Origin of the sequence: Belnapia rosea (assembly GCF_900101615.1) — a bacterium.
Classification (GTDB): Bacteria; Pseudomonadota; Alphaproteobacteria; order Acetobacterales; family Acetobacteraceae; genus Belnapia; species Belnapia rosea.
In genome coordinates this window covers 133,571-146,962 of record NZ_FMZX01000002.1, presented here as the reverse complement: position 1 = coordinate 146,962, position 13,392 = coordinate 133,571, and the positions used below count along the sequence as shown (strand labels likewise).

Annotated in this window: 11 protein-coding genes; 7 read left to right on the top strand and 4 right to left on the bottom strand. The window is 70.2% G+C overall.

Annotated features, from left to right (window positions below; all coding sequences use genetic code 11):
* Window positions 1-195: 195 nt before the first annotated feature.
* The 4 genes from glnA (at window position 196) to BLR02_RS06815 (ending at window position 4,491) form a co-directional block, all read left to right on the top strand.
* On the top strand, window positions 196-1,617 hold the full coding sequence (gene glnA / locus BLR02_RS06830) for a type I glutamate--ammonia ligase (protein WP_090564702.1): 1,422 nt from the start codon (window positions 196-198) through the stop codon (window positions 1,615-1,617).
* 98 nt (window positions 1,618-1,715) lie between these two features.
* Window positions 1,716-2,927, top strand: a complete 1,212-nt coding sequence (locus tag BLR02_RS06825) for a CaiB/BaiF CoA transferase family protein (RefSeq protein WP_090661878.1) — start codon at window positions 1,716-1,718, stop codon at window positions 2,925-2,927.
* Complete coding sequence (locus BLR02_RS06820) at window positions 2,924-4,087, top strand: aminotransferase (protein WP_090661876.1); 1,164 nt, start codon at window positions 2,924-2,926, stop codon at window positions 4,085-4,087. The genes BLR02_RS06825 and BLR02_RS06820 overlap by 4 nt, the downstream gene beginning before the upstream one ends.
* Before the next feature lie 101 nt (window positions 4,088-4,188).
* Complete coding sequence (locus BLR02_RS06815; RefSeq protein ID WP_090661873.1) at window positions 4,189-4,491, top strand: hypothetical protein; 303 nt, start codon at window positions 4,189-4,191, stop codon at window positions 4,489-4,491.
* Between the two features lie 28 nt (window positions 4,492-4,519).
* Here the strand turns inward: BLR02_RS06815 and BLR02_RS06810 are convergent, their stop codons facing one another.
* From BLR02_RS06810 to BLR02_RS06795, 4 genes are read right to left on the bottom strand one after another with little or no spacing between them, the layout of a single operon-like run.
* The gene (locus BLR02_RS06810; protein ID WP_090564709.1) at window positions 4,520-5,470 is read right to left on the bottom strand and encodes a Bug family tripartite tricarboxylate transporter substrate binding protein; all 951 of its coding nucleotides are present in this window, start codon (window positions 5,468-5,470) and stop codon (window positions 4,520-4,522) included.
* On the bottom strand, window positions 5,467-6,123 hold the full coding sequence (locus tag BLR02_RS06805) for a polysaccharide deacetylase family protein (RefSeq protein WP_090661870.1): 657 nt from the start codon (window positions 6,121-6,123) through the stop codon (window positions 5,467-5,469). Before BLR02_RS06805 ends, BLR02_RS06810 begins: the two co-directional genes overlap by 4 nt.
* Complete coding sequence (locus tag BLR02_RS06800) at window positions 6,123-7,412, bottom strand: NCS2 family permease (protein ID WP_090661867.1); 1,290 nt, start codon at window positions 7,410-7,412, stop codon at window positions 6,123-6,125. Before BLR02_RS06800 ends, BLR02_RS06805 begins: the two co-directional genes overlap by 1 nt.
* A gap of 2 nt (window positions 7,413-7,414) precedes the next feature.
* On the bottom strand, window positions 7,415-8,635 hold the full coding sequence (locus BLR02_RS06795) for a polyhydroxyalkanoate depolymerase (protein WP_090661864.1): 1,221 nt from the start codon (window positions 8,633-8,635) through the stop codon (window positions 7,415-7,417).
* Window positions 8,636-8,745: 110 nt separating this feature from the next.
* Between BLR02_RS06795 and BLR02_RS06790 the strand changes: the two genes are divergently transcribed.
* From BLR02_RS06790 to BLR02_RS06780, 3 genes are all read left to right on the top strand, one after another.
* On the top strand, window positions 8,746-9,492 hold the full coding sequence (locus BLR02_RS06790) for a glutathione S-transferase (RefSeq protein ID WP_090661862.1): 747 nt from the start codon (window positions 8,746-8,748) through the stop codon (window positions 9,490-9,492).
* 123 nt (window positions 9,493-9,615) lie between these two features.
* On the top strand, window positions 9,616-11,700 hold the full coding sequence (locus BLR02_RS06785; protein WP_090661859.1) for an HWE histidine kinase domain-containing protein: 2,085 nt from the start codon (window positions 9,616-9,618) through the stop codon (window positions 11,698-11,700).
* Window positions 11,701-11,777: 77 nt separating this feature from the next.
* Window positions 11,778-13,379, top strand: a complete 1,602-nt coding sequence (locus tag BLR02_RS06780) for an MFS transporter (protein WP_090564721.1) — start codon at window positions 11,778-11,780, stop codon at window positions 13,377-13,379.
* Window positions 13,380-13,392 lie beyond the last annotated feature (13 nt).

The following is a 13,392-nucleotide window of genomic DNA, read 5'->3' as shown; positions in this document are numbered from 1 at the left end:
CATCAGTGCCGCGCATCAGCCGCAGCCGGGTCGCACCCGCGGCTGGCGGTGGGTAGCCCGGCGGGCAGGCCTCCTCAGCTGTTGGGGAAGTCGGCAGGCCGGGTCGCGCCGTGGGCCAGGGGCCCGCGCCGCGGCAGGGGGCATCGTGGGGGCGCCGCAAGGGGCCTCGGGACCAAAGATACAGGATAGAAGCGCATGACGGACAAGGCAGCCGCCGTCTCCAAGGTCATGGAGATGATCAAGGAGCATAGCGTCGAGTACGTGGACTTCCGCTTCACGGACCCGCGCGGCAAGTGGCAGCACACCGCCCAGCACGTCTCCACGGTCGAGCCGGAAGTCTTCGAAGACGGCATCATGTTCGACGGCTCCTCGATCGCCGGCTGGAAGGCGATCAACGAGTCCGACATGATCCTCATGCCGGATCCCGAGAATGCCTGCATGGACCCCTTCTCGGCCAAGCCGCAGCTGATCCTGTTCTGCGACATCATCGAGCCCTCGACCGGCCAGATGTACTCGCGCGACCCGCGCAGCACCGCGAAGCGCGCCGAGGCCTACCTGAAGTCCACCGGCCTGGGCGACACGGCGTTCTTCGGCCCTGAGGCCGAGTTCTTCGTGTTCGACAGCGTGAAGTTCGGCACGGGCGGCAATTTCGGCCACTTCTCGCTGGAGTCCATCGAGGGCCCGGGCGCGAACATGAAGGACTACCCGGAAGGCAATATGGGCCATCGGCCCGGCGTGAAGGGCGGCTATTTCCCGGTCAACCCGGTCGATAGCGAGGTGGACCTCCGCGCCGAGATGCTCTCGACCATGATCGAGATGGGCGTCCCCGGTGAGAAGCACCACCACGAGGTGGCCCAGTCGCAGCATGAGCTCGGCACCAAGTTCGGCCCGCTGGTGCAGCAGGCCGACTTCATGCAGATCTACAAGTACTGCATCCACAACGTCGCCCACAGCTACGGCAAGACCGCGACCTTCATGCCGAAGCCGGTCTATGGCGACAACGGCTCGGGCATGCATGTCCACCAGTCGATCTGGAAGGACGGCAAGCCGCTCTTCGCCGGCAACGGCTATGCCGACCTGTCGATGGAGGCGCTCTACTACATCGGCGGCATCATCAAGCACGCCAAGGCGCTGAACGCCTTCACCAATCCGCTGACCAACAGCTACAAGCGGCTGATCCCGGGCTTCGAGGCTCCCGTGCTGCTGGCCTATTCGGCCCGCAACCGCTCCGCCTCCTGCCGCATCCCCTACGCGACGAGCCCGAAGGCGAAGCGCGTCGAGGTCCGCTTCCCCGATCCGGGCGCAAACCCCTACCTCGCCTTCGCCGCGATGCTGATGGCCGGTCTTGACGGCATCAAGAACAAGATCCATCCGGGCGACCCGATGGACAAGGACCTCTACGACCTGCCGCCGGAGGAGCTGAAGGGCATCCCGACCGTCTGCGGCTCGCTCCGCGAGGCGCTGGGCTCGCTCGAGGCCGACCATGAGTTCCTGCTGGCCGGCGATGTCTTCACCAAGGACCAGATCGAGTCCTACATCGAGCTGAAGTGGGGCGAGGTCTATCGCTTCGAGCACACCCCGCATCCGGTCGAGTTCGAGATGTACTACTCGGTCTGATCCACGGTCAGGCGATACGAAGGGGGCCGCGCCGCTGGGTGCGGCCCTTTTCGATTCCGGCGCCTCCACCCTATCCTGCCGGGCAAGGGGGAACGCCAATGCCTGAACCGCTGCCATCCGACGCCACCGGCCCGCTGAAGGGCCTGCGCGTCCTCGACCTCACCGCCGTCGTGCTCGGCCCCTTCTGCACGCAGATGCTGGGCGACTGGGGCGCCGAGATCATCAAGATCGAGAGCACGACCGGCGACATCGTGCGCAACTCCGGCGTCTACCGGAACCGCGGCATGGCCTCCGTCTTCCTCGGCATCAACCGCAACAAGCGTGGCGTCGCCATCGACCTGAAATCATCGGAAGGCGCCGAGGTGCTGCGCCGGCTGGTCCCGACCGTCGACGTGCTGGTGACGAATATCCGGCCGGCCGGCATGGCCCGGCTCGGCTTCGGGCCGGAGCAGTGCCACGCGCTCAACCCGCGCCTCGTCTTCGCCGTTGCCACCGGCTTCGGCCAGGACGGCCCATATCGCGCGCGCCCCGCCTTCGACGAGATCATCCAGGCCTCCTCCGGTTTCGCCGACATCGTCGGCGAGGAGCAGGGCCGGCCGGTCTTCGTCCCCTCGCTGATCGCCGACAAGGTGACGGGCATGCAGCTGCTCTCGGGCGTCCTCGCCGCGCTCTACCACCGCGAGCGCACCGGTGAGGGCCAGCTTGTCGAGGTGCCGATGCTGGAGACGCTGACGGCTTTCCTCAGCGTCGAGCATCTGGGCGGCCTCGGCTTCGAGCCGCGCCAGGGCGAGGCAGGCTACAAGCGCCTGCGCCACCGCAAGCCCGCGCCCACGAAGGACGGGCACATCACCCTGCTGCCCTATTCCTCGGCCAACTGGGTGGCCTTCTTCACCATGGCCGGTCGGGCCGACCTGATCGAGACCCTCTCGGTCAAGGATCCGGTGAGGCGCAACGCCAATATCGACGCTGTCTATGCGGCGATGGCGGAGATCGCGCAGGGCAAGACCACGGCCGAATGGCTGGCGCTGTGCGAGGAGCATGACATCCCCGCCACCGGCTTCACCCGCGTCGAGGAGGTGACGGAGCACCCTCACCTGAAGGCGGTCGGCATGTTCGAGATGCACGACCACCCGAGCGAGGGACGCATCCGCATGGCCAAGCCGCCGACGAAATTCAGCAGGACTCCCGCCAATATCCGCCGCCTCGCGCCACGCCTCGGCGAGCACACCGCCGAGGTGCTGGGCGAGCTCGGCTTCACCCCGGACGAGATCGCCGACATGCGCACCCGCAAGGTCATCCGCCAGGCATGAGCACACCCGCCCCCCTGGCCCTTTCTCCCCGCATCCAGGCCACCTCCGCCCCGGCCATCCCCACCGTCCGCGGCTGGGCAGGGCGCTACGCAGGAGCGGCCGGCCCGCTGATCGACCTGACCCAGGCGGTGCCGGGCTATCCGCCCCATCCGGCGCTGCTGGAGCGCCTGGCCGCCCTGGCCGGTGACCGCGCCACCTCCGGCTACGGCCCGATCGATGGCGACCTGCCGCTGCGCGAGGCGCTGGCCGAAGACATGGCCGGCTTCTACGGCGCGCCCTTCACCGCCGCCGACATCGCCATCACCGCCGGCTGCAACCTCGCCTTCGCCATGACCATGGCAGTGCTCGGCGGGCCGGTGATCCTGCCGGTGCCGTGGTACTTCAACCACCGCATGGCGTTGGAGATGGCCGGCATCCCCGCCATCCCCCTGCCCTGCCGGGCCGAGGATGGCTTCGTGCCCACCGCCGCAGGCATCGAGGCGGCGCTGCGCGCGGGCGGGCGCGTCCTGGTGCTCGTCACGCCGAACAACCCGACCGGCGCGGTCTATCCGGCGGCGCTGATCGCCGAGGCCGCCGCGCTCTGTCGTCACCATGGCGCCTGGCTGGTGCTCGACGAGACCTACCGGGACTTCCTGCCCGCCGAATCCTCCCCACCGCACGCGCTGTTCCAGGACCCGTCCTGGCGCGACGGGCTGGTGCATCTCTACAGCTTCTCCAAGGCCTATTGCGTACCGGGACACCGTGTCGGCGCCATCGCCTGCGGGCCCCGCTTCCGCGAGGCGCTGCTGAAGGCGCTCGACACGCAGCAGATCTGCGCGCCACGCGCGGCGCAGGCGGCACTGGCCTGGGCGGTGCCGGCGCTGCGCGACTGGCGTGCCGGCAACCGCGCCATCATGGCTGAGCGTGGCGCCGCCTTCCGGCAGGTGGCGGCGCAGCTGCCCGGCTGGCGGCTCGACGCGCTTGGTGCCTATTTCGCCTATCTTCGCGTGCCGCAGGATGGGCCGGAGGCCATGGCCGCCGCCGAGGCTCTGGCCACGGAGCGCGGCCTGCTCGGCCTGCCCGGCCCCTTCTTTGGTCCGGGCCAGGAGCGCCATCTCCGCCTCGCCTTCGCCAATGTGGAGTTGCCGGCGATCGCCGCGATCCCGGCCAAGCTGGGGTAGCAACGATCGTATCGCAAGGGTTTGAAGTTTTTGTGCCCGCTTTGAACAGTCCGTCCCTAGGGCTGTTGTCAGGGCTCCACGCACGGATGGGAGCACATGACTTGGCAACGAAGCAGGATGGCCGCCAGGGCGATCACGGCCAGGGCGATGTGAAGCACCCCGAGACGGACCGCCGCCTGAAGGAGAACCGGGGCAGCGAGTCCGGCCAGCGCGGCGGGCAGCATGCCGACAAGACCGGTCAGCGCGGTCAGGTGAAGGACCCCGAGCATGATGGGCGCCTCAAGGAGAACCGTGACCAGGGGATCTCGAAGCACACCACGGATGGCCGCCAGGATGTCGAGCATGGTGGCCAGGGCCGGGTGAAGGATCCCGAGCATGATGGGCGGTTGAAGGAAAAACGCTGAGCCTTCCGAACTGCCCGGGCAGGGCCTTTCAGTCGGCCGTGATGTTCGCCGCCTGGGCCAGTTCGCGCTGCGCCGCGAGCTCGGTCCGTGTCTTCTCGGCCAGGGCTTCCGGCGTGCCGCCCATCACCTCAAGCCCCTGGCGACGCAGCTCCGCCAAACTCGCAGGCTCGGCCAGCGCCGCGTTGGTCAGCGCGTTCAGCCGCGCCAGGATGGGTGTTGGCGTGCCGGCCGGGGCATAGATCGCCCACCACCCTTCCACGACCACGCCGGGCTGGCCAGCCTCCGCCATGGTCGGCACGTCAGGGAAGAGGAAGTGCCGCGCCACGCCCGTGACGGCGAGCGGCCGGATCGCGCCCGACTGGATATGCGGCAGGAAGCCGAGCGGGTGGTAGATCATGGCATCCAGCGTGCCGTTCAGCAGGTCGGTTACCGCCCGCGCGCCGTCGCGATAGGGGACATGGGTCGTCGTCACGCCGCTGCGCAGCTGCAGCAGCGCCTGGGTGAGGTGGCCTGTCGTCCCGGTCCCTGCCGAGCCGACCGAGAGCGGCCGGCGCCGTGCCAAAGCCAGGAACTCCCCAAGCGTCGCCACCCCAAGCTGCGGCCGGACGCCCAGCACCACCGATGTGCGCGCAAAGGCCGCGACCGGCGCGAAATCCCGGAGCGGCGCATAGGGCAGTCCCGGCATGATGGCCGGGTTCGTCGCCATGGTGCCGCTGGTGCCGAAGAGCAGCGTGTAGCCATCCGGCGCGGACTGGGCGACGAAGGCCGCGCCGACCGTGCCCCCTGCCCCGCTTCTGTTGTCGACCACCACCGGATGGCCGATCCCCTGGGCGATGGCGGTGCCGGCGATGCGGCCGAGGATGTCGGTCGTGGTGCCGGCAGCGAAGGGCACCACCAGGCGCACCGGCCGCTCCGGCCAGCTTTGCGCCCGGGCGGCGGCCATCGGCAGGGCGAGGGCCAGCAGGTGGCGACGCTTCATGGCGTGGGGTCCTCCGACACATAGCCTGCAAAGCCGGGCATCGGCCGCCCGGCGCGCAGCGGCACGCAGGTCTCGGGTGCCGCCGCGAGGAAGCGGACACCGCGATCCGCCAGCAGGCCGAGCACCCGGTCGAGATGCCGCATCGCCCCGTTCGGCAGGTCGTGCAGCACCATCAGCACCGGCTCCGTCGCCGCCTCGGCCATGGCGAGCGCCGTTTCCGGCCAACCCTCCGGATCGGCGAAGTCGCGTGGCACCGCGTTCCACAGCACGACCGTATGGCCGCCCGCCTGCAGATGCGCCGCGGCCGAGGCGTTCAGCAGATGCGGCCCGAGCGCGCCGCCACCGCCATTCGGCCGGAACAGCCGCTCCGGCTCCCGCAACGGGCCGAGCAGGGCATCGGTCTCGGCGATCTCCCGCACCGCCTCCGCCGCGCCACGCAGGCCGAGCGGCGCCCCATGGGTCAAGGTGTGGTTGCCGACCAGGTGTCCCTCGGCCCGCGCCCGCTCGGCCAGGGCGCGCGCCGCCGGGTCCAGCAGCCGGTTGCCGACGGCGAAGAACATTGCCGGGATGCGGCGGCGCCCAAGCACCTCCAGCACCATCCCGGTGACGCCGGGCGTTGGCCCGTTGTCGAAGCTGAGGCAGATCGGCTGCATCAGGCGAGGGCGAATTTGGCGATGCAAAGCGCCGCGATCAGCCATACCGCCCCGCGTATCTCGGCCACCTTGCCGGCCAGCAGCTTCAGCGCCGCATAAGTGATGAAGCCGATTCCGATGCCGGTGGCGATGGAGAAGGTAAAGGGCATGGCAAGCGCGGTGATCACCGCGGGTACGTATTCCGTCATGTCGTCCCACTCCACGGCGCGCAATGCCTGGGCCATCAGGCACGCGACGAAGACCAGCGCCGGTGCCGTGGCGAAGCCGGGGATCGCGGTGGCGAGCGGCGCCAGGAACAGCGTCAGCAGGAAGAGCCCGGCGACGGTCACCGCCGTCAGGCCGGTTCGCCCGCCGGCCTGGATGCCGGAGGCGCTCTCGATATAGCTCACCGTCGTGCTGGTCCCGAGCACCGCGCCCATGATCGCCCCGCCGCTATCGGCGAAGAGCGCCCGGCCGAGATTGGGCACCGTGCCATCGGGCCGCATCAGCCCGGCGCGATGGGTGGTGGCGATGAGCGTGCCGGTGTTGTCGAGCAGGTCGGCGAGGAAGAAGGTGAAGATGATACCGAGAAGGCCGATGCCGAGCGCGCCGGCCACATCCATCTGCAGGAAGGTCGGCGCCAGCGAAGGCGGCACGCTGACGAGGCCCTGGAAGCTGGTCAGGCCGAAAGGCAGGCCGAGCAGCGCCGTCACCAGGATGCCGATGACGAGCGCCCCCGGCACCTGCCGCGCGGAGAGGCCAGCGATGAGCAGGAAGCCGAGGCAGGCAAGCAGGGTCGAGGTCTCGGAGAGTTTGCCGAGCGTCACCAGCGTCGCCGGATGCGCGGTGACGAGGCCCATCCCCTTCAACCCGATCAGGCCGAGGAAGAAGCCGATCCCTGCGGCGATGCCAAGCTTGAGGCCGAGCGGGATGCCGTTCACCAGCCATTCCCGGACGCGCAGCAGCGAGACGGCGAGGAAGATCAGCCCCGACAGGAACACCGCGCCGAGCGCCACCTGCCAGGAAATCCCCATGCCGCCCACCACGGCGAAGGCGAAATAGGCGTTCAGCCCCATCCCCGGCGCCAGCGCGATCGGGAAATTCGCCAAGAGCCCCATTAACGCCGAGCCGATGGCGGCGGCGAGGCAGGTGGCGACGAAGGCGGCCCCGGCATCGATACCGGCCGCGGCCATGATCTGCGGGTTGACGATGACGATATAGGCCATGGTGAGGAAGGTGGTGGCCCCTGCCAGCATCTCCCGCCGCGGCGTGCTGCCGCGCGCGCCGATGGAAAACAGCCTCTCGAGCATCCCTATCCCTCGTGTGCCTGGATCATCTCCCGCACCCGCGGGTAGATCGCCTGGGCGTAGCGGCGCCCGCTGAACACGCCGTAATGCCCGACGCCGGTCTGCAGATGGTGCCGCCGCATCGTCACCGGCACGCTGCGGCAGAGGTCGAGCGCGGCCATGGTCTGGCCGATGCCGCAGATGTCGTCCCGCTCGCCCTCCACCGTCATCACCGCAGTGCGGCGGATCGCCTCCGGCCGTACCGGACGGCCGCACCAGGTGAGGCGGCCGCGCGGCAGGGCGTGCTCCTGGAAGATGGTCTGCACGGTCTCGAGGAAGAACTCCGCCGGCAGGTCCATCACCGCGAAGTACTCGTCGTAGAAACGCCGGTGCATCGCCGCCTTGGCCACCTCGCCATCTGTCAGGTGCCAGACCTGGTCGTGATGCGCCTTCATGTGTCGGCCGAGATTCATCGCCATGAAGGCGGCAAGCTGCATCATGCCGGGATAGACCCGCCGGCCCGCGCCCGGATGGCGCCAGGGCACCCGGTCGATCAGCGTCCGTTCGAACCAGGCGATGGGGCGGGTATTGGCCAGCATGTTCACCTCCGTCGGGTGCTGGCGCGTGTCGATCGGGCCGGCCATCAGCGTCATCGTGCGCGGCGAGGCCGGGTTGCGATCCTCCGCCATCAGCGCGACCGCCGCCAGCACCGCGGCCACCGGCTGGCAGACCGCCAGCACATGCCCGCCGGGGCCGATCTCCGCGATGAAGCGCATCACATGCTCAATGAACTCGTCGAGACCGAAGCGTCCGGCCTGCACCGGCACGTCGCGCGCATTGTGCCAGTCGGTGATGTAGACGTCGTGGTCCTGCAACAGGACCTGCACCGTGCCGCGCAGCAGCGTCGAGAAATGGCCGGACATCGGCGCCACCACCAGCACCCGCGGCAGGCGGACATCCACATCCTTGCGGAAATGCAGCAGGCTGGCGAAGGGGGTCGCGGCGACGACCCTCTCCTCCACCTCGACCAGGCGGTTGCCGATGCGGACGGGCCCGATGCCGAAATCCGGGCGCCGGTGGGTGATGCCCGCATGGCCGAAGGTCTCGAGCGTCCCGCGCAGCGTGCGCGCCGCCTCGAAGGCCGGATGTCTGCCTTCGAGGCGCGAGAGGAGGCCGGCGATGCCCCTCGCCTGGGTCCGCCAGGGCGTGAGCATGTCCTGCCCGGCCTGCAGCATCTGATAGATCATGCGGTCCCTGTCACACCCGAAGCCTGCCACCACCCATGGTGACAGCAGAGCGCGGTTTCGCAACAGTGAAGCGGCTGCTACCCTGCCGGCCGGGCAACAGGGAGAGCCGAATGTCGGAGACCAGGCGCCGCAGACCGGCCCGCCCCCAATCCGAACCCGATGCAGGAACCACGCCGGAGGCCGAGGCGCCGGCCAGCCGGGCGGTGCTGCGCATCAGCAGCCGGAACTACTCCTCCTGGTCGCTGCGCGGCTGGCTGATCCTCCGCCTCTCTGGCCTGTCATTCGAGACCCAGCTCGTCTCGCCCGAAGATCCGGCGACGCGGGCCGAGCTGCTGCTGCAATCCTCCTCCATCCTGCTGCCCTGCCTGCTGCATGACGGCGCCGAGCTCTGGGACACCCTGGCGATCGCCGAGTATCTGAATGAGCAGCTGCCGGAGGCGGGGCTGTTGCCGGAGGAACGCCTGGCGCGGGCCCGCTGCCGGGCCATCTGCGGCGAGATGCATGCCGGCTTCCATGCGCTGCGCTCCTCGCTGCCGATGAACCTCCGCGCCCATGTGCCGGGCTTCACCGTCTGGTCGGCGGCGCGTGCCGATCTGGAGCGGATCTTCAGCATCTGGCGCGGTTGCCTCGAGGGCTGGGGCGGACCCTGGCTGTTCGGCACGCGGCCGACCATCGCCGATGCGATGTATGCTCCGGTCGTGTTGCGCTGCCGCAGCTACGACGTCTCGCTCGACGCCTCCTGCGAAGCCTATGCGCAGACCATTCTCGGCTGGCCCGATATCCAGGAATGGATCGCCGCCGCCCGGCAGGAGCCCGAGGCTCGCATCACCGAGCTGGAATTCGATTCCGAATTCTGATCTGCCCGGGCACCACCCCTCACTCTGGCATTGACCGCCCCGCAGGAAAATCGGTAGGCCTTGTGAAGCCTCAGGGCGATATGGATCGGGGCGGGTTGGAAGCAAGCCGGGCATGGCCACAGGATGAACGGAGCCCGTATCGCGGCCCCGCTGCCCAAGGCCCGGACGCGGCAGCCCGGCTCGAGCCGCGCCATGGGGCTGTTGCTGCCAGCCGCCATCGCCCTGCCCCTGCTCGTCACTGCATCCGGCGCCTGGCTCACCTGGCGGCAGGTCTGGCGGGAGGCTGAGCAGGAGGTCGCCCATGCGGCCGATGCCTCGGCCGAATACGCACGCCGCATCGTCGATGGTCTCCTCCTCCGCATTGACCGGGCCAATGATGCCCTGGTCGGCCTCAGCGATGCCGAGATCGAGGCGCGCGAGGAGGAGGTGCATGGCCGGCTCCGCCGCGCCTCCGCCACCGGCCCGCACGGCAATGGCCAACGCGCGCCCTACATCTTCGTCTATGACCGCGAGGGGCGTGTTCTTGTCACCGGCAACATCTTCCCCGCCCCGCGTGGGCAGGCTGTGGAGCGGGAGGAGATCACCACGGGACTGCGCGGACCTGATGCCCCACCGGTCCTGATCGGCCTGGTCCAATACGGCCGCGTCACCGGTGAGCCCTTCTTCACTGTCATCCGCCGACGCGAAGAAGCCGGCAATGGCCTGCCCGAAGGCAGCTATGACGGGGTGATTGCCGCCTCCGTCTATACGGAGGATGTGTCCGCTGCCCTCCGCCGCCTCGCCTCGAAGCCGACCGGTGATGTGCTGTCCCTGATCCGCACCGATGGGTTGGTGCTGGCGCGCTCGCTCCCGATCGCCCCTGGAGTCCGCATCGCCGAGGGCAGTCCCTTGCTTGATGCCCTGCGTCGTGGCGCCGACCGCGCCTCGGGCAGTGGCCCCTCCCGCCTCGACGGCGTGAACCGCCTGGTCGCCTATCGCCGGGTGGAGGGCTACCCGGTCCATGCCGCTGCTGCACGGCCGCACACCACGATCCTCCGCCGATGGGCGATGGCCGTGCTGCCGTTGCTTGCCAGCGGCGTCCCGGCCGCCCTGGCGCTGCTTGCCCTCGCCCTGCTGGTGCGGCGCGGCCAGCGCGACCTGGCTGCCGCGAATGCCGGGCTGGAACGGCACGTCGCGGCGCGCACCGCAGCGCTCAGCGAAAGCGAGGCCCGCTTCCGGGCAGCGGTGGAAGGGGCCCCCTTCCCGATGATGCTGCATGCCGAGGACGGCACCGTGCTGGCCCTCAGCCGCTCCTGGACCGGGATCACCGGCTATGCGGCGGAGGATCTCCCGACCCATGCCGCCTGGGCCCGGCGCGCCTTCGGGCCGGAGCGGGCCGCGGCCCGACAGGCGGCTCTTGCGGAGGAATTCGCCTCCGGCCTGCCCGCCGATCCCGGCGAGCTGGAGGTGCGGACCAGGCAAGGCGAGCGCCGTTTCTGGGAATTCCACGATGTGCCCGTCGGCGCGCTGCCCGATGGCCGTCGCCTTCGCCTGAGCGCCGCGATGGACACCACCGACCGCCGGCGGGTGGAGGAACGCCAGACGCTGCTCGCCCGCGAGGTGGACCATCGCGCCAAGAATGCGCTCGCCGTGGTCCAGGCAGCCCTGCGGCTGACTCCACGCGAGGATGCCGGCCATTTCGCCGCCGCGATCGAGGCGCGCGTCGCCGCCCTGGCCCGGGCGCAGGGGCTGCTGGCCGAGACCAATTGGCGTGGTGCCGATCTGCGCGACCTTGCCGCCGGCGCCCTGGCCACCTTCCTGCCGACGACCGGCGGCACGCCGGATGCTCCCCGGGCCGAGCTGGAGGGGCCGCCGCTGCAACTCGCCGCCACGGCGGTCCAGCCGATCTCCCTCGTCCTGCATGAGCTGGCGACGAATGCGGTGAAATACGGCGCGCTCTCGACGCCGGGCGGCCGGGTGCGTCTCTCCTGGCGGAGCGACACCACGGCCGGGCTGCTGCGCATCCGCTGGCAGGAGGAGGGTGGCCCGGCCCTATCAGGGACGCCCGGCCGGCGTGGCTTCGGCTCCCGCATCCTCGGGGCCACCATCCGCGGGCAGCTTGGCGGCATGCTGGAGGAGCAGTGGCCACCCTCCGGCATTCTCTGCGACCTGGCCCTGCCACTCGCCCGGGCGGTGGCCGAGACGCCGGAATTCGCCCTGGCCCGGTAGCCGCCTGCGCCATTGTGCAGAGCAGGATCGCAGGAGTTTCGCTATCGTCAGGAGACCATGCGCGGCACTCTGCCGGCATGGCTCTCCCTCGCGCTTTTGCGCCGCTCCGGCATTCCGTGTTCCGTGCCCTCTGGCTGGCGACGCTCGCCAGCAATATCGGCGGCTGGATACAGAACACCGGTGCCGGCTGGCTGATGACCAGCCTTTCGCCTTCGCCCTTCATGGTCGGCCTCGTGCAAGCCGCGACCATGCTGCCGGTCTTCCTGCTCGCCCTGCCGGCCGGCGCGCTGGCCGACATCATCGACCGCCGCCTGTTCCTGCTCGGCGCCCAGGCCTGGATCCTGCTGATGGCGCTGATCCTCGCCGTGCTGACCGCGACGGATTCGATCGGTCCCTGGGGCCTGCTGGCCCTGACCTTCGCGATCGGCGCCGGCAGCGCGATGAACTTCCCCGCCTGGGCCGCCACCACGAATGAGCTGGTCCCGCGCGAGGATCTCGTCGGCGCCATCGCGCTGAACGGCATCGGCTTCAACCTCGCCCGCGCCGTGGGGCCGGCGCTGGGCGGCTTCGCCATCGCTGCCGCCGGGCCAGAGGCGGCCTTTGGCCTCAACGCCGTTGCCTTCCTCGTGCTGATCCTGGCGCTGCTCTCCTGGCGCCATACCGAGGCGCCGCGGCGGATGCCGAAGGAGCACCTGCTCTCCGCCATGCGCGCCGGGATGCGCTTCGTCTCGGCCAGCCCGGCGATGCGGGCCGCCATCCTGCGGGCCTGCGCCTTTTTCCTCTTCACCGCCGCGGTCTGGGGCCTGCTGCCGCTCTTCGTCCGGCAGCAGCTTGGCCTCGGGCCGCAGGCTTTCGGGCTCATGCTCGGGGTGATGGGCCTCTCGGCGGTCGCGGCCGGCTTCGCCCTTCCGGCATTGCGCGGGCGGCTCGACCGCAGCGCCACCGTGTTCTGGGCCTCGATCCTCGCCGCCATCGCCATGGCGATCCTCGCCGTCTCGCATCATTGGGCGCCGGCGGCGCTCGGCATGCTGTTCTACGGTGCCGCCTGGATCGCCGCCGGCAGCACCCTCGCAGCCTCGGCGCAGCTCGCGGCGCCCGGCTGGGTGCGGGCGCGTGCCATCGCCATCTATCAGCTCAGCTTCTTCGGGGTGATGGCGCTCGGCTCGGCGCTGGCGGGATGGCTCGGCGGCAGCTTCAGCGTGCCGCTCGCTCTCGGCCTCGCCGCAGTCGGCTGTGCCATTGCCGCCGTGCTGGTGCGGCCCTGGCGCATCGACAGCCTGGCACTGAGCGAGACGCCCCCCACGGCAGCGCCCATGCCGCAGCCCGAGGCCCCAGCCGCCGAGCTGCGCGGCCTGCTCGGCGAGGCTTCGGGCCGGGTGCTGGAGGTGGTGCGCTATCGCATCGACCCGGCGCAGCGCAGCACCTTCCTCGCCGCGATGCAGGAGGTGCGGCGCGTCCGCCTGCGCTCCGGCGCCGGCAACTGGAGCCTTTACGAGGATGTCGCCCATCCCGAGCGCTGGGTGGAGCTCTGGACCGTGGACAGCTGGACCGAGCACCTGCGCGAGGAGAGCCGGCTGACGGAAACCGACCGCGCCGCCCTCGCCCGCGCCGCTGCCCTGCACCAGCCGGAGGCTGGCACGGCCCCCGAGGCGGCACGCTTCCTCAACGTCACTCCCTGAGACGGCGCGGCGC